Source organism: Deltaproteobacteria bacterium, from assembly GCA_015233135.1.
GTDB lineage: Bacteria > UBA10199 > UBA10199 > JADFYH01 > JADFYH01 > JADFYH01.
The window spans coordinates 1-26,885 of the sequence record JADFYH010000029.1; the positions used below are offsets into that span (position 1 = coordinate 1).

The 26,885-nt window shown below is 46.3% G+C and carries 18 protein-coding genes and 1 tRNA gene; 12 read left to right on the forward strand and 7 right to left on the reverse strand.

Annotated features, from left to right (window positions below; genetic code table 11):
* Positions 1-210 precede the first annotated feature (210 nt).
* The 7 genes from HQM15_09430 to HQM15_09460 all read left to right on the forward strand — a co-directional run bounded on the left by HQM15_09430 (position 211) and on the right by HQM15_09460 (position 11,798).
* The gene (locus tag HQM15_09430; GenBank protein MBF0492988.1) at positions 211-2,013 is read left to right on the forward strand and encodes a hypothetical protein; all 1,803 of its coding nucleotides are present in this window, start codon (positions 211-213) and stop codon (positions 2,011-2,013) included.
* A gap of 52 nt (positions 2,014-2,065) precedes the next feature.
* Positions 2,066-5,962, forward strand: a complete 3,897-nt coding sequence (locus HQM15_09435; protein MBF0492989.1) for a hypothetical protein — start codon at positions 2,066-2,068, stop codon at positions 5,960-5,962.
* Between the two features lie 11 nt (positions 5,963-5,973).
* Entirely contained in the window at positions 5,974-9,138 is a 3,165-nt protein-coding gene (locus HQM15_09440) for a hypothetical protein (GenBank protein MBF0492990.1), read from the forward strand.
* A 547-nt stretch (positions 9,139-9,685) separates the two neighbouring features.
* A complete protein-coding gene (locus HQM15_09445) occupies positions 9,686-9,964 on the forward strand; it encodes a type II toxin-antitoxin system mRNA interferase toxin, RelE/StbE family (GenBank protein ID MBF0492991.1) in 279 nt (92 codons plus the stop codon).
* A 13-nt stretch (positions 9,965-9,977) separates the two neighbouring features.
* Complete coding sequence (locus HQM15_09450; protein ID MBF0492992.1) at positions 9,978-10,271, forward strand: HigA family addiction module antidote protein; 294 nt, start codon at positions 9,978-9,980, stop codon at positions 10,269-10,271.
* Positions 10,272-10,390: 119 nt separating this feature from the next.
* The gene (locus HQM15_09455) at positions 10,391-10,627 is read left to right on the forward strand and encodes a hypothetical protein (GenBank protein ID MBF0492993.1); all 237 of its coding nucleotides are present in this window, start codon (positions 10,391-10,393) and stop codon (positions 10,625-10,627) included.
* A 181-nt stretch (positions 10,628-10,808) separates the two neighbouring features.
* A complete protein-coding gene (locus HQM15_09460; protein ID MBF0492994.1) occupies positions 10,809-11,798 on the forward strand; it encodes an NAD-dependent epimerase/dehydratase family protein in 990 nt (329 codons plus the stop codon).
* On the opposite strand, the gene HQM15_09465 is transcribed toward HQM15_09460, so the two are convergent.
* From HQM15_09465 to HQM15_09485, 5 genes are all read right to left on the reverse strand, one after another.
* On the reverse strand, positions 11,795-12,220 hold the full coding sequence (locus HQM15_09465; protein MBF0492995.1) for a type II toxin-antitoxin system VapC family toxin: 426 nt from the start codon (positions 12,218-12,220) through the stop codon (positions 11,795-11,797). The two genes, HQM15_09460 and HQM15_09465, sit on opposite strands and share 4 nt — an antisense overlap.
* Complete coding sequence (locus HQM15_09470; protein ID MBF0492996.1) at positions 12,210-12,407, reverse strand: type II toxin-antitoxin system VapB family antitoxin; 198 nt, start codon at positions 12,405-12,407, stop codon at positions 12,210-12,212. Before HQM15_09470 ends, HQM15_09465 begins: the two co-directional genes overlap by 11 nt.
* Positions 12,408-12,471: 64 nt before the next feature.
* Positions 12,472-14,418, reverse strand: a complete 1,947-nt coding sequence (locus tag HQM15_09475) for a B12-binding domain-containing protein (GenBank protein ID MBF0492997.1) — start codon at positions 14,416-14,418, stop codon at positions 12,472-12,474.
* 1,817 nt (positions 14,419-16,235) lie between these two features.
* Positions 16,236-16,607, reverse strand: coding sequence for a DUF5615 family PIN-like protein (locus tag HQM15_09480; GenBank protein ID MBF0492998.1), 372 nt, complete (start codon positions 16,605-16,607; stop codon positions 16,236-16,238).
* Between the two features lie 12 nt (positions 16,608-16,619).
* Complete coding sequence (locus tag HQM15_09485) at positions 16,620-16,844, reverse strand: DUF433 domain-containing protein (protein ID MBF0492999.1); 225 nt, start codon at positions 16,842-16,844, stop codon at positions 16,620-16,622.
* A gap of 116 nt (positions 16,845-16,960) precedes the next feature.
* On the opposite strand from HQM15_09485, the gene HQM15_09490 reads away from it, so the two are divergent.
* On the forward strand, positions 16,961-17,992 hold the full coding sequence (locus HQM15_09490) for a 6-phosphofructokinase (protein ID MBF0493000.1): 1,032 nt from the start codon (positions 16,961-16,963) through the stop codon (positions 17,990-17,992).
* A gap of 24 nt (positions 17,993-18,016) precedes the next feature.
* Here the strand turns inward: HQM15_09490 and HQM15_09495 are convergent, their stop codons facing one another.
* Positions 18,017-19,843, reverse strand: a complete 1,827-nt coding sequence (locus HQM15_09495; protein ID MBF0493001.1) for an ABC-F family ATP-binding cassette domain-containing protein — start codon at positions 19,841-19,843, stop codon at positions 18,017-18,019.
* Positions 19,844-19,987: 144 nt separating this feature from the next.
* Between HQM15_09495 and HQM15_09500 the strand changes: the two genes are divergently transcribed.
* A complete protein-coding gene (locus HQM15_09500) occupies positions 19,988-20,440 on the forward strand; it encodes a hypothetical protein (GenBank protein MBF0493002.1) in 453 nt (150 codons plus the stop codon).
* 52 nt (positions 20,441-20,492) lie between these two features.
* On the opposite strand, the gene HQM15_09505 is transcribed toward HQM15_09500, so the two are convergent.
* Positions 20,493-20,565, reverse strand: a tRNA-Gly gene (locus HQM15_09505).
* A 206-nt stretch (positions 20,566-20,771) separates the two neighbouring features.
* Between HQM15_09505 and HQM15_09510 the strand changes: the two genes are divergently transcribed.
* From HQM15_09510 to HQM15_09520, 3 genes are read left to right on the forward strand one after another with little or no spacing between them, the layout of a single operon-like run.
* Positions 20,772-21,032, forward strand: a complete 261-nt coding sequence (locus tag HQM15_09510; GenBank protein MBF0493003.1) for a hypothetical protein — start codon at positions 20,772-20,774, stop codon at positions 21,030-21,032.
* Positions 21,022-21,279: a type II toxin-antitoxin system RelE/ParE family toxin gene (locus HQM15_09515; GenBank protein ID MBF0493004.1), complete on the forward strand. Its 258-nt coding sequence runs from the start codon at positions 21,022-21,024 to the stop codon at positions 21,277-21,279. Before HQM15_09510 ends, HQM15_09515 begins: the two co-directional genes overlap by 11 nt.
* A 34-nt stretch (positions 21,280-21,313) precedes the next feature.
* Positions 21,314-26,884 (forward strand): hypothetical protein, encoded by a 5,571-nt coding sequence (locus tag HQM15_09520; protein MBF0493005.1) that lies wholly within the window; start codon positions 21,314-21,316, stop codon positions 26,882-26,884.
* Position 26,885 lies beyond the last annotated feature (1 nt).

Genomic DNA, 26,885 nt, shown 5'->3' on the forward strand with positions numbered 1-26,885 from the left:
GATCATAGGCGAGGCTCCTTTCTTGTCCTTTTCAAACCAAGAAATCCTCGCCTTCTTTTTATCTCTAAGCAAAATTAAACTTTCCTTACTTTTTGCTCTTTTTTACCCCCAGTAATTAAATGCATCCGATTTCAAAAATTTAAGCAACTTTTTGGGGGAATTGCCGATAAGATAATCAGAGAAGCTTAATTCAGGAAAAGGGAGCCAAATATGCTGACTACACATCGCTTGGATCCAAGGGTTCCGGGTGGAATTCAATTAACTCTTCCTCGTTTACTTCAGGGTGACGCAGCTCCCGAAAGAAATGCACATCCTAATCCTGAAACACAAGCTGCAGTGCAAAACGTAAATACCGATGAAGCTCGTCGACTTGCAGCGCCACCTCCTCAACGGGGAGCTCATGCGTTGTGGACAGTTCCTCTTCAAACGGTAGCTGCGCCTAGTACTTCAATGTCCCCTCCAACTCCAACGGATACTCGACACTTCATTCCTATTGCGATTTTTGCAACCTTAGATCCCGGAGCTAATTTCGTTTCATTTATTCCCATTGTGGGCGACAGCCTGACGGCCCTTACGGATACACATCAGCCTTCAGTGCGAGCTGGGGTCTGTGCTTTAGTATATGGTGTTCCCTTATGTTTGGCAGGTGCTGGGCAAAGTACAATTTTCGGTGGCTTGCGCGAAACGCTAAATTTGACAGGTAGTCCCGATCGGACGATGGCAGGACAAACCCAACAAGTATACAACTCAGGAAGTATTGATTTGACAATGGCTAGTCGGGGTCCTCGTGTGAATATCTTTGGAGATCCAGACGCAAGTGGTGCTGCCTTCTATTGGGGGCGTCCCGTTACTGAATTAGGTTTGAGGCTTTCTCTTGGTCAATTTGCAGGGGGAAATCCTCGGCAACCACATGAGATGTTAGTTGGGCTTGGAATCGTGAACACGATGACCAATTTCTTTGATTCTGTTACCTTAGAAGCACCAGTGTTAGGGGTTCGTTTTGCCTTAACGGCAAGTCTTTTTGATTCTTCGGTTCAGCAAATTTATGGTTCAAGAGGCGCAGCAGTAATTGGGGATCCCAACAGACGAGAAGGCGACGATGTTTCCCCCGGTGCTTCAGCGGGACCTTCTTTTACCATTACTTGGTTGCCAAACCATGGCTCTTTTTCTCGAGATCGTGGAGCCCATCCTTTAACCGCCAGTGAATTATTGACCTATTTTGGCGCAGGGGCTTCTCTCTATTTTGGAAATGATGTGCATGGAGTGCGTGCAGTTGATTCTGCTTATGCTCCTCCAATTCCAGGTCAAGTGTCGACAGCTCGTCTCTTAGGTTTTGCAGATGGCGTAATGGCTGGGGCTCAGACTGGCGTGTTTGCGGGACTGTTTGAAGATGTGCTGCGTCGTGGAAATCTAGGCCAAATCTTAGGGGCCTCGGCGGGGTATATGCTTCTTTCTGCTTTACAGCTTTATCCTGCAGCGGCAGATGCTCAGTGGTCTGTGGCGGTTCCTCCCAGTCGTCATGCAGGTGCTGCAAGTCTTAATTATGAGACTACTTTAATTACGGGGGGATTAGCAGGAGGCTTAGCCTTGTTATCTGCGACTGTTCCTGCCCTTGAGCGGCCTGGTGATTGGGATTTTCATTTTGTGAATGCTGCAATTGCTGCAACTGGAGCTGTGTTGCTGGGAATCGGGATAGGGCATTTGCCCCACCATCCCTTGGATTTGGATGATCCTTTAGCTGTACGCACTGCCCTAGCTGGTTTTGGTCCTGCAGAGCAATTGCAATATAGAGCAGATTTAATGGGTGCTTTTCAAATGGGTAATCTAGGAGCGGGAATCCTTTCCTATGCATGTACACGTTGGGTCTTAAGTTCAGGATGGGGACCATTGACAACGCCTATAGCTCATCAGACTACGGATGTTGCCCCAGCAGCGCAGAGAACTGGCTTGACGAGTATTGCTGTGACGGCGAATGGGCAGGGAGCTAGTGTGTTGGTTGGTTTCAGATTATGACTTGTTGGGATGGAAAGTTTTTTATTTAAAGGTCTTTAAGAGGAGAGGGTTCATGAAAAAAAATACATTCAAAAATTTTCTGGTTTTTTGTTTTATCTCTATTCTCGCTGCCTGTGGCGGTTCTTCTCAAGCTCCCGTACAAAACCCGGTCAGTAACAATGCCAGCAACAATTCGAATAACGCCAATACTAACAATGGTCTCAATCCCAACAGTTTTTTTAATACCCAGCAACTGCAGCAAACTTTTTCACCCGATCTCCAGCAAGGGATACAAAACTATGCCTCTTTAGCGCGCTCTGCACATCCCGGCGAAACGGCGATGGAAACCAGCTTTGGTCCTGTTTATGCGGGTACTTCAGTTCCGCATGGAACCGAGTCTGCGCCCTCTACAAGCTCTGCAGGTGCCACAACTGGACCCTGCGATGTGAAAGTAGGGCGTGGAGAGCTGTTTTTGTGTGCATTGATTCCGGATAATTTTGAGGTACCCAATGACAGTTTGGCTATTCGAGCGGCAGTCGATATGAGCGATGCCGCCATCTATGCGCCGTCGGATCCTATCGCCCTGATTTCAATTTTTAAGTTAGAGGGGTCTTCTTATGTAAATGTGTCTGAAAGTGTTGTGACCGGTAATGAGGTGACCACGACACGAGGCCCTCAAAAAGAAGTTGGGATATTTAGTAAAACAATTACTTTGTCAGGGCCTGGGATTTATCGGGTGGTGTTGGCGTCTTTTCAACTGAATAATACTCGAACAGATATTTCACTGGTGCCTGTGATTATTCATGGAAAACGCCAAGGGCAGCCTCAGTTGCAACTGATGAATGTTACAGCCGAAGATCCTGGTAACCTGATGAACGCAGGGGCTCACCGGATGGATGAGATTCCCAATTATGCCACAATCAGCGCATTTTCGCTGGCGATGAAATTGAAAATGCTGAGTCCAGGGGTTCAGGGGGTTGGGGTCTTTATTCAAAATTATGGACAGAATGTGGGTGGAATCTTGCGCTACCAAACTGGGGTCATGTTGAGCAATGATGTCAATCAACAATCCGAAACCAGTCTTAAGCTTTATCCAGGGCTGAATTGTTTTAGAGTAAGTACGCTCAACCCTGCTTTGGTCGGCTCCACACGTTTTGAGCTTCCCCAGTTTTGTGTTACTAATAATACTCCCACCGTGGGGATTAAAGTTTTAAGTGATTCACCGGTAAAAGATGGAGCCATGATTCAGGTAGATTCTCACACGGCTTCTGCGGCACAAAATTTAAAATTTTGTTTGGTCAATCATGGAATGTTGCCTACGCCTATTGCTGCCGATCAATGTATTACAGGCTGGGCGGCATTAACCCCTCGTGATCCTCCTACATTAAAATTTAACGGTGTAGATATAACTCCTCTACCCTCGGCAGATTCTACGGGTGTTTATACCGTTCCCCTCACTCCTCAAGTGGGTATGAATATTTATTCGATTAGTGTGACTCGAAAAGATTTAACGAACCCCGATTCAACAGCTGCACCTATGGTGATTGGTTCTTCTACGGGTGCCTTTGGATATGGAAAATTGAACCATCTGCAAGATTTCACGCCGCGTGGCCTCACACTAGAGCTGAAATCCGATTTCTTTGATGCTGCGAAAAGGATGCTGCAAACTTATTTAAATCGTCCTGCTCTGCAACAAACCATTCGAGATGCTATGGCATCACCTCGTGGAGCAGCATCGGAAGCCTGCACTGAATATCAGTCGCCAGCATCCCCTGCCACTTATCCTTATATACTTCAATTTGATAGCCCTCACTTATTTGATAGTATTGAAGTGGTAAGTTTAACCCCTACAACGGCCAACGGTTTAGAAGCGATTGTGCTCATTCATGGTATGGAACCGCAGGCCTCCATTCATATTCCTGGCTTACTTCCTTTATTAGATTCTCAAGGTCGTGATGTAAATGTTACGCCGATTGATTTTCATATTCAAACTTTGACAGTTCGTCTGGGTATTCATTTCAACAAAATTGATGGGATCAATTATTTGGATATCCGTGGCCTGGAAGGTGTGCACGGTGCGGATGGCCGTCCTCTAGCTTTGGATATCGTTTCCAGTTATGGAACCGGACAATGGATTTCGATTAATACAGCGCGTAATCCTAATGCTATTTATTATCGCCGTGTGGAGCCTGTTTTACAGTCCACCTTTTTGGATGCCTTTAATAAGACGATTCTTTGCGACATCGAAAAAGGCCTCAATGCCACATACCCCTTTGATCCTGCGAGTACCGCAAATGGCGATTTCGGAAAATGGCTGGCGGATATAGACAAAATCCAGGATTACGATGCCACCAACCCCCTGCGTCTGGCCTTCCGTCAGCATATCAGCAGCTTGAATAGTGATCTGGGCCTGGATGTGGCTTACAATGTGCTGAAAGGGGATTTTCAATTTACCAACCAAAGTTTACGCATCAATAATATTCCCATCCGCCTCAATCCTTCGCCGGCGGTGCATCATCTGACTCCTGAAATTTTGGCGGGAACGGTGGGTTCTATGAGTGCCCCTGTGGACACTAGTGTTCCAACTAGTCCACTGGTGGGAGGTCATCGTGTGTTCGGAGTTGCCTTATCCGAAGACATGATCAACCAGGCCCTATTTGCCGCTAATGCGACGGGTTTGCTCAATTTGAGTATCGATTCCAATTTTTATACCGATAATAATATTGGCTTTGTTTCTTCGGAGGCCTTGCCGAATGCCATTAAAATGTTGGGTGCGGGAGCCGCCAAGCTGGATCTCAATCAAGATGGCATCGTGGAAACAGAAGAAGCCCAATGGCCTGTACAGATGCGTTTGGCGTTGAATCCCAATTTTCCTCCCAATGTGCATTTTTTGACCCATGCCGAAAAGATGCACATGATAAATGCGATAGCAACTGACCGTCAAGCGAGTGAGGCGGCAGCTGCTGCTGCAGCTCATCCCCCGCGGGCGCCAATCCCCCAGGGCAGCTTGAATCCCGATTTGAATTATATTCGCATCACCTTGCCCAACGTCGACATCAGCTTTTATGCGGTAGACTCCAACGAGGCAGACACCCGCCATTTCTGCGTGGCGACCACTACGGAAATTCAATCGGCCAACGAATATTCGCGTATCCCGCCGATGCTGGCGGGGGTGGATGAAAATCCCCCTGAAAGCGATACGAGTGGGGGCTATGACCAAAACACGCATCTGTGTCTGGAATCTGTTTCGCAGGTGTCACAAATTGATGTGAGTCAAACTTGTTCTACGGTCAGCAGTTCAACGATGATATCGAGTACTGCCCAAGAAGAAATAGGAAAAATCAGAATTCACAACTCACGCGAAGTCCGCAGTGCCTTGCCAGGTGTACCGAATGCCCCTTTGGTGAGGCTTAAGGCCAATCTGGTTTTGCACGCCGTTTATTATCCGCCTAAAAAAGAATTGCCTTTTGCGGACTTTCTGAATGGGGAAACCTTGCTGAAATTGATGACGCATATTCGTTTTATTCCTGGAACGATCAGTCCAAAGATGAATTTTGAAAATTTTGAGGTGGTAGAAAACAATACCTCTCTCAAAGACTCGGTATTTGGTGGTGGGGATTCGGGTCTGAATTTTTTGGTTCAGCATGCCTTGTTGCAAGATCAATGCGTATTCATGAATGACTTTGGAATTCCTATCCCCACCCGTTTCCCGGATGTTGGATCAGATACAACAACTGGGCTTGCTCCTACTTTGCGTGATCTGGGGGTGGCCTTTGTGAGATTGGCTGGCATGCAGGCTAATGGAACGGCCACCGATGTTCCACAAATAGATCTGAGAGAGGATAATGCCGATTTATTTATGGATGTGAGTAGTGATTTGGGTGTGTGTTTCAGTTCGGATAGAACTTGTAATCCATTTATGTTTATTTTTCCTTTACCCATTGATCCTTCAATTTTTCTCAGACACTAAGGAGCTCATTTATGAAAAATATGGGCAATAGAATGAAAAAGAGTTTTCTTCCGATATTAAAACACCGCAGTTTCTGCCTGCTTTTTATTTTTGTATTCCTCTTTGCAGCCTGCGGAGGTGCAGACAATCCTTATATTGCTGGTGCTCCGGGTACAGACACGGGTGCTGCAGGAGGCAGCGGATCTAATCCTCCTCCCGGTGGCGGTGGGGGGGGGACTTCAGGAGGTTTAGGCTCGGGATGCACCGTCAAATTAAAGGCTGGGGCCAAGTTAGGGGTTCATGTAAAAATCAATCCCGGAGAAGATCCCGATGCTGACCCGAGCGGTATTTTATCTTTTCCACCAACAGATCTGCCTGATCTCATTTTCCATTTTTCCGGTGAGACCGCTATAATAGATTCAAGCGAGTTTCCTCAGATTACTCTTAGTGCATTTGGTCAATCGGCGACTGCTAAACAAAAACCTGGGAATCGAGGGAGTGGGACCTATAATTTTGATCAAGGATCCATTAATATTGAGAATGTGATTTTGCAGGTGCTTAGCCCTATCCAAGTTGAGTTTGCCCCATCTAAATTAACCACAGAAGAACTTCAAATCACCGGGAGTAAAGGCAATTTAACTGAGACTGGTTCTAGGTTAGATAAGACCACAAAAAAGGTAGCTCTAGTGGGTGGTTTTGCGGTTCCAACAGATTTTGTCTTACCAAAATATCAGGGAACAGCAGTGACCATCAAAATGGATGGAGAATTTGATACGGTGCCCGATCCTGCCCAGTGTTCGGGGAGTATCGATGGCCCTGTCGCCTTCAGAGAAGTGACCCCTGCAGCAACAGCGGGCGGGCCCGCTGTTGAAGTTGCCATCCCTAGCAATACCCTAAATATGAGTTACGTTTACGTCCCCGAGGCGGGAGTGGATAACCCCCAACCCACCGATGCCTTGTATCCCAAGTTTCATCGAACAAAAACCATAAGGGTCAAAAATAATCAAGCGACTGCACTGAGTGGCACTATTGCCAATTTGCCCTCGGGTTTTAATATGAGCCCAAGCACCTACAATATTGCGCCTGGCGGCACTCAGGATTTTACAGTCGATTTTGCATTTCTACCCATCAGCAATTATGCCACTGTCGCTGCTTCAAGTGATGTGACTGCTGCCATTCACTTTGGGCCCGCTACTCTTAATCTGGCGGGCACCGCCAAACGTGCTGCCCCCGAAATGAGTGTGGATGCCGCTCATGCGATTGCTTTTGGCACCATCCCCATACACGTTTCCGATAGTGGGGGTGTTTCGCACATGCAGTGCTTCAGCTCAGATGGAATGACGGCCTTAACGCCAAGTATAGTTAAAAAAGTATTTATCACCAACAATGGGGTGAGGTCCCTGAATGTTCAAAACATTCTGCCTCCCGCCGATACCGATACCGATACCCAGGTGGATTGCGGCAGAGGTTTTGGGGGCCAAGAATTTATTCGATTGAATCTGGCAGATGATGTAGCCAATGGGGCTTCCTGTGGGCACCAAAACGTGGCGGGGCATGATTATATTTTGGAGCCCTGCAGCATTAATCCTGGAAGAGGTGCCCTGTCTTTCTTTGTGGCCTATATTCCAAAAAACGCAAACACCGTCACGGGCAGCCCTGCCTTCGATACCGCGAGCATGATTATCAATAACAATGACCCTGCCTTTGCCGCTACCTCCACTACCCCCGCGGGTTATAAAATTGATTTGAATGCAGCCGTCAGCAAAGATTTATCTGATCTACTCACGATGCAAAAGCAGGTGCCTGGGGCCCCTGTCATTAATAATACTCAGGTAAAAAACAATGGGAGCCTCAGTATTGATGTGGGGGAGAGTCAAACAGACAAAACTGTTGTCTTTGAACTCATCAATGAAAGTAGCGAACAGTTGAGAATTTCGCAGATCACACTTACAAAACAGGATGGAACGGACTCTACAGATCTTCAGCTTGTTCCGGGTACTGCGCCCACCCAGGTACCTGCTTCTGCGCCTGATCCGGGTAAAGCCCCCTTATCAATTAAATTTACAAAACCTGCCGGGGCTATTGCGGGTTCTATCACTCCAGCCTTCTTAAAGATAAAATATGCGCCTGCCAGCACCATTACTTCTGCCCAACCTCAAGGGGTAACCAGTGCCTTCACCTTGAATTTAAGTGGTACAGTAGGTCTCGCCTTTCAAAATGGAAGCTATTCCATACAGGTGGATGTCTTTAATGCTTTATTAAAGAAAGATACTCGGGCTGTGACTTCTTTGGATTATCGAATTCCTAATACCCGCACCAATTGGGGATCTGGGCCCTTGAATGTTACCGTACAAGATAGAGTGAATCATGAGACAGATGACCCTAATCACGTGATTCGTGAGATTCGATTGACAGAGACGCGAAGCCCCGACAGCTTTACCATTCCTTCTCTTCGAGAGATGTCTGTAGATGAGAGAAAAAGTTTGATTCGGGTATTTACTTCCAAGAATACTACCTGTCGTGGTGGAGTTTCCTGTGATGATAATAGTGAAACTCCTGCCTGTGATGAACCAACGAATGCGGATATTTCAGCTCCTTATCCTGCAGCAGGGGGTAAGTGTTCCTATTTTTATTATGTGATGGTACCAGATCCAGACCCCAGGTTGTCAGCAGCGGACCGCATGGGAACTTACAACACGGAGACCGGGGAACTGGTGATTCCACATGTGAATATAAAATCGATCAACCCTTATCATAATGGCATTATTCAACCTAGTGAAGTAGCAGATAATTTGTTAAAAACAACCATTACGACTGGGATCATCAACACTACAAGCCTGATAGATCCTGCTATAGGCAGTGATTATGTGATTCCCGCTGCAGTTATTGCGGCTCATCCTGCCGACCTGCCGCCTTGTCCTGCAGCGTGGAATCCTACGATTCCCTTGGACGGTGCGCATCCAGAACTGAGCCCTAAATCGACCTTGCAATGTTTTATGGATAGAGGTCCTGGTGGCACGGGGGACGCTTATATGAAAGGCAAAACGGCTGTCCCCTTTGCAGATGGAGGCACTGTAAAACGATCGATAGCTGTAGTGATGGTAATGAAATATACAGATGAAACGACTGTTCCTAGTTTTTTAAAGGGTTCAGTGATGTGGATAGGAATGCAAGGAATTTTGGTAGGGCCGCATTAGTTGTTCCACTCTTCACCCTCTCCTTGGACGGGAGAGGGCAGGGAGAGGGTGAAAAATGGAACAGCATCTCTTTTACTTTTTGACGCACCCAAGCTACTACTTTTCTTCAACGGCTGTTCGATTAGGTGGTAATATTCCGCCGCCGTGATTGCAGGTTTTGAGAATTGAAAAACACCCCATTTGCAATAGTGAGTGGGGTGTTTTTTTTTTTTGACAGTTTTTCGATTGATCTCAGTCGCAGATCTTTTATAGTTAAACTTGAGTTCCGCAGATTTTTAGATGTAAACTTTGCTATTTCCAATAAATACGGATTTAACAAGCATTTCCCCTCTCCCTTGAGGGGAGAGGGTTAGGGTGAGGGTGATTTTGATGCAACTTACATCCACTATCACCCTCCCTCTAGCTCCCTCCCCTCAAGGGAGGGAGGACTTTTGAGACAAATCATTCTTAAAATCTGCGGAACTCAAGGTTAAAGTTAAGAAGGTAAAAAAATTGAAGAAAAAAATGGTAAAGTGTAGGGGAATGCATAGGTGCAGTTTAATTTAAAATGATTATTAATTTTCGTCACAAAGGTTTAGAAAAATTTTTCATTTCAGGCAGCATTAAAGGAATTCCTTCTCAGTTTAGACGAAAACTAGAAGATATTTTAGACCAATTAAATGCTGCAGTTGAAATTGAAGATATGAATTATCCAGGATCGGACTTACATCCATTGAAAGGAAATTTGAAGGGGCAGTGGGCAATTAAAATCTCTGGGAACTGGCGGTTGGTTTTTCGGTTTGAGAAGGGCAAGGCTTTTGATATCGATTTAATCGATTATCATTAAAAAGGAATTTTATATGTTAGAGAAAAAAAGAAAACCTACTCATCCTGGTGGAATATTAAAGCGGCATTATTTAGAACCACTCCATGTGAGCGTTTCTGAGTTGGCAAAAGTGTTGAAAATTTCTCGTTCAACAATTTCAAAACTTGTAAACGAACAAGGGCATATCAGCACAGACATTGCGCTGCGTTTATCAGCAGCATTAAAAACAACTCCTCAGCTGTGGCTTAATCTGCAGCAAAATTATGATTTGTGGCAGGCGCAGAAAAATCTGAAAGATTTGAAAAGTATACATCCCATTGCGGCGTGATTTGAATGTAGCAATGACAAACTTCAATTTACGAACACCCCATTTGCAAGAGTGAATGGGGTGTTTTTTTAGACAGTTTTTCGATTGATCTCAGTCGCAGATCTTTTATAGTTAGGGTTGTGAATACAGCTCTTGCTTTAGAAAAAGAAATACATAAAAAAATTCACAATCTTCCCTTGAAGAAAAAACTACAAGCGAAGTTGTTTGTCGATTTTCTCAGTTTTTCGGTGGATGATGATGAGGAAATGTCGACTTTCTTTTTGAGCCCGGAAGTAAAGAAAAAATATAGAAAGGCGAAAAAAGAAATCAAAGAAAAAAAGACGGTAAAATGGAGTGAAATTCATCGTGTAGTTTGAAATTGAATTTTCCAAATCATCCGCAAAATTTTATAAGTACTGTGAGTCAAAACTTGCCCGGCGCTTGAATGAAGCTTTTGCAAAAATTCAAATTGACATTTGATTCATCCGTATTCAACTTTTTTAAAAGTGAAAGGGTGATTTTTATTATTTCCCTTTTGTTGGGTTTACATTCTTTGTTATGAAAACACTCGTCATCGGCGCCTCTGGTTTTCTGGGTTCTCATTTGGTTCGAGAACTCTTAAAAAGAAATTTTAAAGTTCGCGTCTTTGTGCGTCCCGAAAGTTCTCTTTTGGCCTTGGAAAATCTGGAAGTTGAAATTTTCTTTGGGGACTTAAATAATCTATCTTCTTTAAATGTAGCCATGAAGGGTTGTTCGTCTGTCTTTCATGCGGGCGCTTATTATCCATTATATTCTTTAGACCGGGAAGCGCAAATCAAAGAGGCCCTGCAGCAGACCCAACATTTTTTGAAGGCCTTGGAAAAAAATAAAATCAAGAAATGTATTTATACCAGTTCCATCAGTACGATTGGAAAAGAAACCTCTTCTCTTTCTAATGAAGAAACACCCTATGAATCTAAAAAAATGCCTGGGCTCTATTATGAAATTAAATATCTCATGGAACAGGAAGTCCTGAAGGCGGCTCGAAAGTCGTTGCCTATTATCATCATGAATCCAACGGGCCTCTTTGGAGAAGGCGATGTAAAGCCTACCTCGGGGACTCTGGTGCTAGAAATTGCGCGTAAAAATCTTCCTTTTATTTTTAATGGAAAAATGAATGTAGTGGATGTGCGCGAAGTGGCTCATGCTCAAGTGAACGCCCTGGAAAAAGGAAGGATAGGCGAACGTTACATCTTGGGAGGCGTCAATACCACCTTCCCTGAATTTTGTCAGATCGTGGCGGGTCTCGCCAAAGTATCAGCCCCGCATTTTAAGATGCCTCTTGTTCTGGCTCGTCCCTTGGCTTTAGCAGCCGAGATTTTCTCCAAGGCATTCAATCAGCAAAAGCCCATATTTCCTGTCGTAGGTTTGGATTTCATCCAAAATGGAATTCATGTGGATTGTCAAAAAGCTAAGGATGAATTGGGCTTGAGAGAAACGAATTTGAAAGAAACCATTGGTAGAACTCTTCAGTGGTTTAGGAAGAAGGGGTATTTTGAAAAAGATTAGTTCCAATATTCGACATCAAATTTGAGATAATTTTGAATAAGAGAAAAATCTGTTTTGTCTGCGGTAATTAAAGTAGCTTGCGTGTCACGCGATCCTAACGCAATTAAGATATCGTTTTGTAATAGAAGGATATCTTGTTTGTTTCGTTTTTTTATTTTGAGAAGAAGTTCTGAGATGTGGGCACATTCAATCCAATTTGAATAGGTAGGAACAATCGTTTTTCCTCCGAAGAGTGAGATTAGACCCATGGCAATATCTAAAGATTCTTTATCGTGACAGCCACGTAGATACTCATTTAAAGAAACTGCAGAGGTGTAAATTTTAATTTTTGGATTTAAAAAAGTTTCAATAGATGAAATGAAATTGCCTCTTTTAGTCACTTCAATGAGAATACTTGTGTCTAATAGGACTTTATCGCTCATAATCAACTACCTTGCTTTTCCCCGCATTTTTTTTAAAAAAATCCACAACTTCGTAATTTCTGACACTATTTTCTAAGCATTCATGAATAATTTCTGTCTTGGTTTTGCCCTTGAATACTTTCATGGCGCGTTTCATTAAATCTGCTGAAATATTAATGGTGGTGTGAACTGTGTTTTTATTTTTCATAAAATATCTCCTTTTCTTGTGCTTATAGTTTAAACATTTATTAAGCATCAGTTCAATAGTAAATTCATCCCACTCCATAATAACTCGCCTGCGGATGATGAAATACAATCGCCGAAACCGAGGCTTCTGGTTCCATCATAAATCCATCCGTCAGTTCTACGCCGATATCTTCGGGCTTCAACAAATCGAAAATAATTTTCTGGTCTTCCAAATTAGGACAGGCGGGATAGCCAGGAGAGTAGCGCTTTCCGTGGTACTTCGCTTGAAATCGATCCATCATGGTCATTTCAGGACTGTCAGAAAAACCCCACATGTTGCGAATTTTAGAATGCAAATATTCTGCATAAGCTTCTGCGGTTTCCAGGGCTAGGGACTGTAAGACGTGAGATTTGAGGTATTCGCCTTTGTTCTTTAGATCTTCGGCTATTTTTCGAATGCCTGTCCCGGTGGTGACGATGAATAAACAAATATTGTCAAATTTGGCACCCTCACCCTGACCCTCTCCCCTCAAGGGAGAGGGAACTTCTGATCCCCTCGCCCCTTGAGGGAGAGGGTTAGGGTGAGGGGTAATATAGTCTGCCAAGCACAAACCGTTGGCCTGCTTTTGTCTAGGGAATTTGAATTTCGATAATTTTTTTCCATTCGCATCCATTAGAAAAATTTCATTTCCATTCGAACTGGCCTTGAAAAACCGGTAAATGGCTTGGGGTTTGAGCAAGCCATTTCTACATTCGTTTTTCAGTGATTCGACGATGTCATAAATCTCTAACGCTTTTTCAAGATCCCCCCTTACTCCCCCCTTATTAAGGGGGGTTGGGGGGGATTTTACGATCTGTTTAATGATTCCTCCTTTAATTCCCAAGTGACGTCCATAAAGCATCAGTGGATTAATGAAGGGGAAAATATGATCGACGGGTGTATTGCGAATCAGATGCCGCTCAAAGTCTGGGACTGCTGGTATTTCACGGAGTATTTCTATTTGCGGGGCCCTCTCATTACTTTCTTCAATTGGCTGGACGGAACTATTTATTTCAACTTTTTTCTCCGCTTGACGCTTTTTTAATTCTTCTTTCAATTTCTCGAATTCAACTTTGTCCACCACACGCTTAGCCAATTCCAGGCCATTCATGGCGTCTGCGGCGTAAGCGACCAATCCACGGTACGCGGGAGTGATTTTAAAGTCGCTGAAATTACGGGAAAGCGCGGCCCCCCCTACAAGCATCGGGAGATCAATTCCAGCCTTGGTGAAATCTTCTGCAGTAATCACCATTTGCTGGGCGGATTTGACGAGTAGACCCGACAGCCCAATCATGTCGGGCTGATGCTCGCGCACTGCGGCAATCAGCTGTTCTGGTGGAATTTTAATTCCCAGGTTGATGACCTTGAATCCGTTGTTCGACAAGATAATATCCACTAAATTTTTCCCGATGTCATGCACGTCGCCTTTGACCGTCGCGAGCAGAACTTTTCCTCGCACCGAAGTATCGGCTTTATCCATATGCGGCTCTAGATGAGCCACAGCGGCTTTCATGGCCTCAGCACTTTGTAAAACTTCGGCGACAATGAGTTCATTTTTATTAAAGAGCCGGCCAACTTCATCCATGCCCTTCATCAAGGGACCATTGATAATTTCCAAGGGTTTGGAGTTTTGCAGTGCCTTGTCCAAATCTTCTTTGAGGCCATCTTTAGAACCTTCTAAAATGTATCGAGCAAGGCGTTCATTTAAAGGGAAGGTCTTTAAATCTTTTTTCACTTGAGGTGCTTTTACGCGAAAGTAAGCAGCGAAAGCGGCGATGGGGTCAGATATTTCACCCTCACCCTCACCCTCACCCTGGCCCTCTCCCCTCGAGGGAGAGGGGCCTTCCGATCCCCTCGCCCCTTGGGGGAGAGGGTTAGGGTGAGGGGTATGAAATAGTAAATCCTCCGCTAATTTTTTCTCTTCCTCCAGAAGAGTGGCGTAACGTTCCAGTTTCTCTGCATTCACAATGGCCAGATCCAAACCCGCTTGCACGCAATGATAGAGATAAACTGAATTTAAGACTTCACGTCCTGCCGGAGGTAAACCGAATGAAACATTGGAAATTCCTAAAATGGTTTTGGTCAGAGGGAATTCTTTTTTGACTAAACGGATCCCTTCAATCGTTTCAATGGCAGATCCCACATAATTTTGATCTCCGGTGCCCACCGGAAAGACCAGACAATCCCAGTAAATGTCTTCCGGTAAAACGCCATATTTTTCGGTGAGGAGTTTATAGCTGCGCCTGGCAATTTCCATCTTACGTTTGCGCGTGACCCCCATGCCTTGCGTTTTATCTTCATCAATCAGACCTACCACCAACGCGGCACCATATTTTTTCGCGAGAGGTACTACCTTTTCAAAGCGCTCTTCTCCATCTTCTAAATTGATGGAATTTAAAATGGCTTTTCCTTGCGAGTAAGGCAGGGCCAGTTCGAAAACTTTTGCATCCGTCGAATCGAACATCAGGGGTGCTTTTACTTTTTTGATCACCTGTTCGAGAAATTGCTTCATGTCCGCTGCTTCATCCCGGTCGGGATCAGCCATACAGATGTCAATAATCTGAGCCCCATTTTTTACCTGGGCACGGGCGATCTCGGCGCCTTCTTCATATTGTCCTGCAGCAATCATCTGTTTAAATTTACGGGAACCGATCACGTTGCTACGTTCGCCGACGATGACAGGACGCATCTCGTCTGTAATTTCCAGATACTCAATTCCCGAGAGAAAAGATTTGTGATGCTGAACGGGAATACGAGGCTTTTTCCCCTGTACGAGTTTAGCCAGTGCCGCGATGTGAGGGTCCGTTGTGCCGCAACAACCGCCGACCAGATTAATCCAGCCTGCGTCAATAAATCGATCGAGCACACGACAAATCATCTCGGGTGTTTCCAGATATTTTCCGTCTTCGTCCGGAAGTCCCGCATTGGGCACACACGCCACGCGAGTCTTGGTGAGCGCGGCTAAGGTACGAATATGATCGGTCATGAATTCAGGGCCGGTCGCACAGTTGAGTCCAATATATAAAAGATCCACATGGGCGAGGGACGCCGCCAGTGCGTCAATGGTTTGCCCAGCCAGCAAGGTCCCCATCGGTTCAATCGTCACCGAAACCGCAATGGGCAAAGGTTCTTTCACTTCAGCTAAGAATTTTTGAATGCCTAAAATGCCTGCCTTGATATTGCGCGTGTCTTGGCAGGTTTCGAGCAGATAATAATCCACGCCGCCTTCATAAAGGGCTTTGGCCTGCTGATAAAAATTTTCGACCAGTTCTTCAAAAGTGACGCCACCCGTGACGGACAAGGCTTTGGTGGTAGGTCCCATAGAGCCTGCGACAAAGCGAGGCTTCACCCGCCCCCTAACCCCCTCCCGTCGAGGGAGGGGGGATTTTTCGTCCCCTCCCCCCTGGAGGGGTGAGGAAAAGCCGCAGGGTTTTCGGGAGAGGGGGATCTCTGAATATTTATCTGCCGCAGCTCTCGCCAATTGCGCCGCCTTGAAATTAATCTCATAAGCCTTTTGAGAGAGATTGTATTCCGCTAAAACAAGCGGAGTAGCACCAAAAGTATTGGTCTCAATAATATCCGCACCGGCCTTGAGATAGGTTTCATGGATGGAGCTAATGACCTCCGGTCTCGTGAGTACTAAATTTTCGTTACAGCCTTCGAGTTCCAGTCCTCCAAAATCCTCTGCACTCAGATTTTTGGATTGCAACATGGTGCCCATGGCACCGTCCAGCACAAGGATGCGGGTTTGCAAACTGCTTAAAAGTTGTTTTACTCTTTCAGATCGGCTTTTCAAAATGAACTCCTGAGTTAATGAAGAATAGGCAATTTTCTGATACGAATACGCTCTTCTTCGAAGATGACAATTGAACCTTCTTTCAATTCGTTTGAGAATTTTTCTAAGTAATTTGAAAGAAGTTTAATTTGTTCTTTGGGATGACGTGGAGAGTTTTTCTTAAATAAAATAAGAGAAGGTTTTTCGAGAATATTTAATGCCAGGATTGTTGAGAAATCAGTATCGGCGGAGATAATAATTCTTTCTTCCAGGATAGCTCGTTGAAGAATTACTAAATCTTCTGCTTGATGTAGATTATATTCCCTAACATGAACTGCATCATGTTCTAAATTACTTAAAGCCTCTGCCAAATAGGGCGAAAGACAATTATCAATTAAAAATTTCATGCGATTAAAAACCTAGTGATGAAGAGGTATTTCTCTTTCCTGAAGGGCTTCTGCGGCAAATTTAAGAGATTCCAAAATATCTTCTTGAGTGAGATCTGGATAATATTTAAGAATTTCTTCGTTACTCATTCCCTCTGCAAACATTCCGACAACAGTTGCCACAGGAATACGCAGTTTACGTATGCAAGGGACTCCTCCCATTTGGTTTGGATTACTGGTAATTCGTGTGAATTTCATAAATTGCCTTTTTTTGATGTTGCCAGACACTGTTTGAATCTGAGTAGTCATTTTTTTTCAAAAAAACAAGCTCAATACTTGTCATTTTTACAAAGTTCCTTTCTAATCCCAAGACTATGAAAATAGCCGTTCTCACCGGAGGGGGCGATTGCCCTGGTTTAAATGCGGCCATTCGCGCCATTGCAAAATCTGCCTGGGCCGAGGGAGATGAGGTGCATGGCATCTTGGAGGGCTGGGCGGGTTTGGCAAAGAGAAAATCCATTCTTTTGAGCCATAAAAAAATCTCAGGGCTTCTGACTTTGGGTGGCACTATCCTCGGTACGGCGCGCATCAATCCTTTAAAATCTGAAAAAAGTATTCAAGCGGCAGAAAAATATTTTCGTGAGCAGAAGTTCGATGCGCTGCTGAGTATTGGCGGTGAAGGCACCTTGCAGATTGCGGCGGAGTTTTATCGTCGTGGAATGCCGGTGATTTGTATCCCCAAAACTATCGACAACGACACCTGGGGGACGGATTACAGTATCGGTTTTGATACGGCGGTGCAAATTGCTACCGAAGCCATTGACCGTTTGCACACCACAGCAGAGTCTCATCAGCGGGTGATGATTGTCGAAGTGATGGGTCGACATGCAGGTTGGATTGCCCTCTACTCAGGGATTGCGGGAGGTGCGGACGCCATCTTGATTCCCGAAAAAGTTTTTCCCATTATTAGGTTGTGCGACATTGTGAAGGCTCGTGCAAAGCGTGGGCGGAAATTCAGTATTTTTGTGGTTTCTGAAGATGCAAAAATAGAGCTGGAAGGGAAAAAGATTTTAGAGACGCCTTCCACTCGAGACGAATACGGAGATATTAAACTGGGAGGCATTGGAGAGGCCTTGGCGACTGAGTTGAGACGGAGAAGTAACTCCGAAGTAAGAGTCACGGTTTTGGGTCATGTGCAACGGGGTGGCACCCCCACCGCGTTCGACCGCATCTTGGCCACGCGCCTGGGTGTGAAGGCGGTGGAGCTGGCGAGAAAAAAAGATTTTGGAAAATTGGTGGTGCTCTCCGGAAATGAAATCCAAACCCTACCCATTCAAAAATCGGCTGGTAAAGTGAAGCAAGTGGATGCGGAGCTTCAAAAAGTGGCGGAGGTGTTTTTTGGTTAGTTTGCAATGACAGGGAGAAAAATTCTAACCTCTTTTTTTCTCCAATTCCGCCCAGCGGGCATAGAAATCATCCATTGCTTCCTGCGTTTTCGATATATTCTGACTAAGCTCTAAAAGTTTGCTGGAGTTTGTAACATTCTCCGGATTTTCCAGATCGCGATTCACTTTTTCAAGCTCTGCTTCCAAGCCCTGAATTTTGACCTCTATACCATCAAGCTCCAATTGTTCTTTGAAAGTCAGCTTTCCTTTTTTAGAACCCGATTTTTCGGGCTTGGAAATATTTTTCTTTTCGTCTCGTTTTTCCTGCATCAAGGATTTTTTTTCTTCCTCATACCAGTCTTCCCATTGATCCAGCGAGGCAAAGAAGATGTTCTCTCCGTTTTTTCTGGGATTAAACGCCAGCAGTTTATTGGCCACCTGGCTTAAAAAATAGCGATCGTGGGTGACGAGTAAAATGGCACCCGGAAAATCGAGCAGGCAATCTTGCAAAATATTCAAAGTCTGCAAATCCAAATCGTTGGTGGGTTCATCCAAAATCAGCAAATTGGCTTGGCGCAACATCAGGCGGGCAATGAGTACGCGGCTTTGTTCTCCGCCGGAAAGCTTGCCCACCTTCATTTCCATTTGTTCCGGTCGAAAGAGAAAGCGATCGAGATAACCTCGAATATGCACGGAGTTTCCGCGGTATTCCACTTGATCTCCACTCGGGCAAAGGGTTCGCAGCAAAGTGGTTTCAGGATCCAGACTTTCGCGATTTTGTTCAAAGTAGGCAATCTCCAGGTGTTCGGAATGAAATATTTCTCCGCTGTCTGGAACCTCTTCCCCACATAAAACCCGCAGCAGGCTGGATTTTCCGCAGCCATTGGGACCTATGAGTCCCAGGCGAGTTTTGGGGCTTAAAAGCAGATCCAGATTTTTAAACAAGACATGATTTCCAAAAGTTTTGGAGATGTTTTTCGCTTCGAGTAATTTTTTGGGATGCCGTTCGCTGGATTGAAAATCAATTTGTGTCGTAAAAGTTTGATTGCGTGCCGAAATTTCTTCGACGGTATTTTTTAAAACCTCCGCACGCTTGATGCGCCCCTGTTGTTTGGTGGTACGCGCCTTGGCGCCTTGGCGTAGCCATTCGGTTTCGCGTCTAAGCGTGTTGCGCAGCACCGTTTCTTGCTTTTGTTGATTGGCTAAAATTTGTTCTTTGAGTTCCAAATAATCGGCATAGTTTCCTTTGACACTCAAGATACCACCGGGATTTTGCCGATCCAATTCCAAAATTCTGTCGCTCACCCGCTGCAAAAAATAGCGGTCATGCGTGATGGTGAGTGTCGCAAAGTTGGAGTGAGAGAGCAGATCCTCCAGCCACAAAATACTTTCGATATCCAGATGATTGGTGGGTTCATCCAATAACAGCAAATCAGGCTCTCGCAGCAGCTCGCGAATGAGCGCAATGCGTTTTTTCCATCCTCCAGAAAGATTGGCGATGGGGGTCTCTTCAGATAATTTTTGATGATCTTCCAAGCCTAATTTCGAAAGGTATTCCTGAGCGCGCCCTAAAAATTCCCAATCTTCACCGTGGCTGCGGGCTTCCAGAAGACAGGATTCGATGGTAGTGCCTGGATTAAATTGTGGAACTTGTTCCAAAAAACCAATGCGCAAACCACGTTGTACAGACAGCTCACCTGTATCCGGGCTACTCTGCCCCGCTAAAATTCGAAGCAGCGAGGTTTTTCCAGCACCGTTGGGGCCAATTAAGCCAATGCGTTCGCCGCTTTCGATGCTGAAGTTCAGACCTTCGAATAAAGGTTTTGCGCCAAATGTTTTTTTAAGATTTTGTACGGAAAGTAAAATAGACATAAAAGGGGTAAATTTAAAAAAAATAGTTTTAGTCTTTTTGTTTCAAGGCTGGCAATATAAAATACGAAGAGCATCCGCTTGAGCTTATTCAATAACAGTAATTCGGCATTCATTTGCCTATACCGATTTGAAAGGGAGGGGAATATGTCTAATAAAAAAACCGTGAGCAAAGTTTTTGGGATTTTTTTGCTGGGCGTTTTAGTGTCGATGTTTGTTCTTTTGGAAGGGGGCCATTTAATTCAGTTGCTCCAACCGCTTACCCTCGCATTCATCCTGGGAATCACCATTTGCGGATCCATTTTCAGTGTGGGCGCTCAAACAACTGTGGCAGGGGTGCTTAATTCTCTCGTGGGCATTCAAATTGTACCTATTTCGAACAAGGAACTGGAGCTTTATGCCCAGAGAATAAAGGGGATCATTGTCTCCTCAACTATTTTAGTGGCGGTTCTCGGGTTTATACAAATCTTGCAACACTTGGACAACATGGAAGAAGTGGGTCACGGTGCCGCTGTGTGTTTAATCAGTATTGTCTACGGGACGATTTTAGCCCTCATACTTCCCGCTACCGTATATTCGAACCCGAGTAATCCCCAGTAAAATATTCAATCAAATAATTGATAAATTATCTTAAGTGCTTGATAATTAAAAAAGCGGGAGACGGGTCTCGAACCCGCGACCCTCAGCTTGGGAAGCTGATGCTCTACCAACTGAGCTACTCCCGCTAAAAAGATGGTGAGTGGGTCTAACCTGAACGTTTGGGTTTTTTCAAGGGCAAAAAGGGTGGGGAGAGCACGAAAATCTATAATTTTGCTTAATCATTTTTATTTAGCCTACTTTATTAAATTCCGATAAAATAAATCGTTGAAACTTTAGCAACTTTAACTCCCGTATTTACCGATATATACTCTGGGAAAGGAGTATTTTCATTATGATAGAAATCGACATCCACCAAAACATCAATGAACTTAAAAAAGCCATACAGCAAGTGAAACAGGGCGATTGGGTAACTGTAAAAGATGGGGATGAAAAACTGGCCGTGATTATGTCGCCCATGGATGAAGAAGAAATAGAGGCCTTGGAAGATAGACTAGATTTGGAAACATTGCGCCAATTTCGGGAAGATCCTGATCTCGAATTGATTCCCTTTGAGCAGGTTATAAAAGAGTTGGGTGATGCAGATGAGTTATAGAATCGAAATTTCCAGAGTTGTTCGAAAGCAGCTTGAAAAAATACAAAAAAGTGATCGCTTGGAAATTGAAAAAGAAATTTTAAAATTGTCTGAGAACCCACGACCACACGCCGTGAAGAAAATGAAGGGTGAGGAAAATGTTTATCGTATTCGGGTTGGAGATTATCGAGTGATGTATGAAATTTTTGATCACGTGTTGAGGGTGATAGTCATCAAAGTAGCGCATAGACGCGAGGTTTATAGGTAAGCGCTAAGGTAGCATTTTCTAAACTGGAGCCACTATGACCAATTGGACGAGGATTCTTACAGGCGATACTTCTACTCAATTCAATTATTATCAAGATGGGAATGGGCACTTTGCTCGTGTGCAAGAGGCTGACGACCAGCATAGGTCTGGCACTGTCTCGGCTGAGGGTGCTCCAAAAGGTGGGCAAGTTTTAGAGGGGGTATCTAGTGACGCCCAACTCCGCCAACTCATGCAACTCGACCATGCCCGCGAAACCGCCTCCGCCCCCGAGCCCATGACCGAGGCCAATGGCACACAAAGAGCTGCTCCTACCGTGCAAGAGCAGGATTTATTTAGTCGGCTCTCTCGGGTTTTTGGAGGGGGAGCTCAAGGTCAAGCCAGGGCCTTGGCGTATATCGATAATCCTCCTACTGGAACTACACGTGAAAATTGGATCAGTAATGAACTCCAACGAATGACGCAAACTCCGCCTCCTACTCCCCAATCGCTCAATACCCAACTAGACCGAAATTTAAGGACGAATTTGCAGCAACGTTATGTTCATGATTTTGGAATGCCTGAAGATCAAGCTCAGCGAATGTCTGCGGCCGTGCCGGCGGATCAACTGGTTCAGCGCGCACAACAAACCCGTCTTCTGGTAGAAGTGCGGCAGCAACTGACCGGTGGTACTCCGCCCTTGATGACCGATGTTCAATTTCAACAATTTGCCGTAGAAAATCATTTGGCCGGTAATGATGGTTTGCCTGCCTCCGATTTCAATCCTGCCCTGGCACAGCAAGCAGTGGTTCAGGCTCGGGAAGATCGTCGCCAAGAAGACAGTTTAAGGACAAGGTTACGAACTGTGGTAGCCAGATCCAGTGATGGGAGAGTAAGGAACAACGCGGAGATCGATCAATCAGTGAATCAAATTATGGATTCACTGCCGCGTAATGTGGCAGATAGGCGTAGTTTGGTTAGTAGTTATTTAGGGGGTATTAATGCAAACACTAATCTCAATGCAGACAACTTGCGGGATGTGTGTGGTCAAAGCTTGCGGGCGAGGGTGGAAATTGCCTTGGGAAATCTTTATGGAAACCCTTCAGATAACTATACTCATGCCTTGGCCGCTTTGCCTCAAGATCATCACATTGGACAATCGACTGCCAGTGGTGGGCATTACACCTCTGACGAAGTGGATCACCTGATTGCGACCACTCAAAGGGCGGAGCGTCTTTTAGTGCTTATCGGTATAGAAGAGAGGACGTCGGAGTTGGATGGGAGGAATGTTGCACTTCTTAGAGAGGCAGGATGGATTGATAGACCAGGAGTCATCAATCCCAATTCTTCCCTGAGGGAGATCGATTCTTCAATTCAAGTAAGTTTCTTTCGTCGCTCAGTTCGTGATGTTTTACAAAGATCGCCTCTAAGCTTTTCACGAGACGATGCAATGTCTCTGAGCGAGTCACTCCCCCTGCCTTATGGTCACACTGACACCAGTGGATTTACTGATGGTTGGCATGCGACTCCTGCGCAAATGCAGCAGTCATTGCGTTTTTTAGAGAGTTATCCCAGCCGTGAAGCCTTGACGAATGCCCTGCTTCCCCAAGCCCGAGAAGCCTTGGCGCAGCGGATTGCAGAGAGTGTTTCGACGGCTTCCAATTCCGCAGTAAACGAAAATGATTTGGCTCGCGCCAGGCTTTGGGTTTCGGGACATGAAGCAGGTGTACATGCGAGTGACCGACTCAATTTTATTTTGCAACGTGCAAATTATCTGGGGCAAGAACACCCCAATGCGGTAGCTACGGCCTTTAGAACTGAGCTCAGAAACCAGCTTCCTCAAATTCAGTTGCCAGCAAGCCCAGCGCCTCAAGCAGCCGATGCTAATCTACGAACTACTGGCACAGGGCCCACTAACTCTCAAATAGCACGGGCTTTAAGTGATGCCAGAGCTCGATTAGCGGGGAACTATCAGGCAGCGCTGCCCTTTCAGGAAATGTTCACAGATATCTTAGGGGATGCTCCACCCGCTGAAGTGACTGAGGTGTTGAATGGGAGTGAGCATTATGGCCATCAACCTAATTTGGGGGGTGTGCAACAGCGTTTGCTGCAGTATTGGGAAGATCATCTCTCTGACGGAATACGGCACGGTGTGAATGGCACTTTTATCTCTGAACCCGATGCCCATGCTGTGGCTCGCCATTTGATGGCGGAGGCTTTACACGTACCCGCTTTACCCCGAGATACAGATGAGCCTCCGCAGATGCTGCAACAAGGATACCTACATCCCGCATCTAACCAGGTGCGAGATTCTAGCACTTCTGCTTGTCTGCGTTCTTTTGCTGCCGTGCAAAATTTGGGAATTAATGGAAACGTCAATTCTGCCCCAGCCTATGCAGATACCCAACGAGAAGCTCGCCAGAATTTTGTAACCCAGGCGGCCGCAGCAATTGCTCGAGATCACCCCGATGGGGTAAACAGAGCTAGCCCTCGTCAAATTGCCGTGGCCTATTTACGCCACTTGGAAGAAACTTCTGCAAATGCTCATCCTTTTGATCATCCCGGTGAATTGCAAAGACAGGCCCAGGAGTTTGAAAGGGATGGACCGGCCGCAGCCCCTTTACGAGACTTTGTCACTCAGCGAGTTTCTACTAGCCCACGACAAGAATATGAACGCTTAATGACTTACGTGAATGCGTCGGGAAACGAGGAGTATTCGAGATTGTTGGCTGAGGCTGGCGGGGTACAAGCTTCTACTCAACAGCCTGGAATAGCGCATCCTGCCTCAGTACCCGCGGAGGCTGTTTTTGTGGGGAGGTATAATGCGCGGGGAAATAGCGATGTGTACGCCCTGCCCGACGGTTCGCGAATGTGGATTGTGGGGAATAATCCCAGGGCCCCTCTCAGCGGCACTCCAGATGAAATCCGGGCGCGGCCTGATGCTTCTATTATTCCTGCGGATATATTTACTCGTATTGGTCAGGGGGGCGGGGATGCCGCCTCTCTGGCTTCCCGAGGTGTTATCACTACAGAGCAGGCCGATCTTTATACGATTCTTCATCCAGAGGCACCCACGTCTACGGCAGCCACGCCTGCAACTGCGCCTGCGCGTGGACATCATGGCCATGCTGGACATGCTGCACGGACTGCTGCCCCGAGTACACCGCCGCCCGTGGATGAAGGGGCGCGAATATTGAGAGAGTTGGCTGCAGAAGGGACGACAGATGGGCCAGCCCACCGGCATTTTGAACGCTACCTGCAGCTACAAACCGCCCTGCGTTTTTTGCAAACGCATCAGGCCGCAGGAATTTCCACGGAACTGACTCAACAGCATGGAATTGCCTGTGGAATATTGAGGGCGGCTCCCCCCTTACCCCCCGCATGGCCCAGTGGAGATCATGCAGCGCAGGGACTCAGTGACTGGGCAAATAGCCGTGCTAATCCAGGAATGACGGAAAGGGATCAAATGGCCTTTGCTCAAGAGCTGAGGCAAGACCAAGTGGCAGCAAGAGCGGCGCAGGAGCAAGCGGCGGCAGCGACAGCTGGTGCGCCAACTCCAGTAGGGGCCATGGTTTATACAGTAACTGCTCCTATAAATACCAATTGTGGTACTGCTTTTAATTTAAGGTTCACTTCCACCGGCACAATTCTTAGAATACCTGCGCATCATGCAGTACCGACCGGAACTTGGGTATTTAGAGGGAGAACAATTGCTAATAATAATAATACAGCTCATGTGACAGAATATTTTCAAATAGGATCTGCAGCTAGTTGGCAAAAAATTGAATACAATGTGCCCCCTTCTACACCAGCGGGTTCTTTTGTAGCCGCAAATCCCCCCCCTCCACCGCCGGCGTTTACAGCATTATCTGGGGGTACTAGGATGCCTGCTACTCCCGCTTCAACAACACCCACTGCATCCACCACAACCCCCCGCCTCACCGCCGAGTCCGTCCGACTCGACACCGAGCGTCGACAGGTGATGAATGAGTTTTTAGGTCGGTATCCGGGGGCGTCTCGCGATTTGGTGGGCCTACAAGTTTTGCGGGGGGAGGGTTTGATTGATGAATATGGGAACCCTACTGCGAACCATACGCCTCAGGAAATAGCCAACACCTTGTTTGGTTTGCATCTTGCTCCAAATGCTCCCATTCCACCTAGTACTCAACTGCACGAAGTGAGACCTGATGCCGAGTTGCAGGGCATTCAAACTGAAATTACAGCAATTCAAAGCGATTTAGGGGGGGCTGCACCGGCTGAGGCAGGGGCCGCTACGGGTGCAAGGGGTATCGGGACTAAAGTCGCTGATGAAGTTCCGCCGGCTATAGTCAGACCTGCTTCAACAGGTGCTACCACAGCAGATCGAGGCGCCCATCGTCCAGCGGCTAGTACCAGCTCTCACTCTGCCAGCGAAAGCGATCCCGATGCCGCAATCATGGCTACAGGGGATTCGGGTTTAGATAGAGAGCTTGGTTTGGAGAATGAAGCAGGTGGCACTGGGCAGAATGGTCATGCGGTGGCAAATCTCACCCAAGTGGGGCAGCGGCTGGATGCCATTGCTCATCGTGACATGAGCCCTGCAACCCGTGTGGTAGTTGGGCCTGCCATGAATCAAACTTATGTGGAGGGAGTTCATCAGCATCTCTTGCATCAAGGTCTGGACGCTCGCCAAGCCCGAGCCATCGAGATGCATTTGGGATTAACGCGAGACATGGAAGGCCATGTGGCGCAAAATTTGAACACCGATATCGCCAGTAATTTGTTCCATCGTGTGGTCGATGAAGACAACCCTCGTCACCTCAGTGTAGAAACCCTCACTCAAGAAACCATTGCCGATTGGCGTCAGGGCGTGGAAGACCAGCTGATTACCCGAATGCACTTAAGCCCAGACGATGCCGCCCGTTACATGATTAGCCGCCATCTTTTTGGTGACGAACACGGAGGCTTGGTCAACCTGGGCAATTTGGCAGAAGATCATCTGCGTCTACAAAATGCAGAAACTTCACCAATAGAAAACACGAATTATGCGAGGGATATTCACACAGCCGTCGCTCAAAACCAGACCCTGCCTAGCTCGGGTGAATTACACGACGAAGTACAACGCATTCGCGAGGCTCATGGTGCCTCTGCAGAAGGTGAGGGAGAAACAACTGGAGGAACGGGTGGCGCAGGTTCTACCGGACATGGAGGTCGAAATGCTGGACACGGAGCTGCTGCTGGGGCTGGACATGGTCGAGGGACGGAGAGTGCGGATAGTCGTGCTCATGAAGCAGGTGAAGATAGACGTGAGGCACGGAGAGAACGTTCGGCCATGGCACAGGCACGTTATACATCAGACAGACAAGCAAGGGCTACAATAGATGCAGCGAATATACAAGCCAGGGCCACTCGAGAGAGTTCGAGAACTAGTGCCAGGGCACAGATTGCTACCGCAAGAATACATGAACGTTCTGCAATGGCGCAAGAACGTATGCGACAACAAACTGCAATGCTGCAAGCCATGCTTCAACTGCTAGGCCAATTAATTGCCGCCGCCATCGGCGCTATGGCCCAGATGCAGGCGGCCAATATTGGTGCGGTGGCGCAAATCAATGCGGGGCTGACGCAATCGCGGAGTAGGGCGGTGTAGG

Excerpts from the sequence above, each read along its gene's own strand:
- HQM15_09430 (MBF0492988.1), top strand. The coding sequence starts at position 211 with ATGCTGACTACACATCGCTTGGATCCAAGGGTTCCGGGTGGAATTCAA.
- HQM15_09435 (MBF0492989.1), top strand. The coding sequence starts at position 2,066 with ATGAAAAAAAATACATTCAAAAATTTTCTGGTTTTTTGTTTTATCTCT.
- HQM15_09440 (MBF0492990.1), top strand. The coding sequence starts at position 5,974 with ATGAAAAATATGGGCAATAGAATGAAAAAGAGTTTTCTTCCGATATTA.
- HQM15_09445 (MBF0492991.1), top strand. The coding sequence starts at position 9,686 with ATGATTATTAATTTTCGTCACAAAGGTTTAGAAAAATTTTTCATTTCA.
- HQM15_09450 (MBF0492992.1), top strand. The coding sequence starts at position 9,978 with ATGTTAGAGAAAAAAAGAAAACCTACTCATCCTGGTGGAATATTAAAG.
- HQM15_09460 (MBF0492994.1), top strand. The coding sequence starts at position 10,809 with ATGAAAACACTCGTCATCGGCGCCTCTGGTTTTCTGGGTTCTCATTTG.
- HQM15_09465 (MBF0492995.1), bottom strand. The coding sequence starts at position 12,220 with ATGAGCGATAAAGTCCTATTAGACACAAGTATTCTCATTGAAGTGACT.
- HQM15_09470 (MBF0492996.1), bottom strand. The coding sequence starts at position 12,407 with ATGAAAAATAAAAACACAGTTCACACCACCATTAATATTTCAGCAGAT.
- HQM15_09480 (MBF0492998.1), bottom strand. The coding sequence starts at position 16,607 with ATGAAATTTTTAATTGATAATTGTCTTTCGCCCTATTTGGCAGAGGCT.
- HQM15_09485 (MBF0492999.1), bottom strand. The coding sequence starts at position 16,844 with ATGAAATTCACACGAATTACCAGTAATCCAAACCAAATGGGAGGAGTC.
- HQM15_09490 (MBF0493000.1), top strand. The coding sequence starts at position 16,961 with ATGAAAATAGCCGTTCTCACCGGAGGGGGCGATTGCCCTGGTTTAAAT.
- HQM15_09495 (MBF0493001.1), bottom strand. The coding sequence starts at position 19,843 with ATGTCTATTTTACTTTCCGTACAAAATCTTAAAAAAACATTTGGCGCA.
- HQM15_09500 (MBF0493002.1), top strand. The coding sequence starts at position 19,988 with ATGTCTAATAAAAAAACCGTGAGCAAAGTTTTTGGGATTTTTTTGCTG.
- HQM15_09510 (MBF0493003.1), top strand. The coding sequence starts at position 20,772 with ATGATAGAAATCGACATCCACCAAAACATCAATGAACTTAAAAAAGCC.
- HQM15_09515 (MBF0493004.1), top strand. The coding sequence starts at position 21,022 with ATGAGTTATAGAATCGAAATTTCCAGAGTTGTTCGAAAGCAGCTTGAA.
- HQM15_09520 (MBF0493005.1), top strand. The coding sequence starts at position 21,314 with ATGACCAATTGGACGAGGATTCTTACAGGCGATACTTCTACTCAATTC.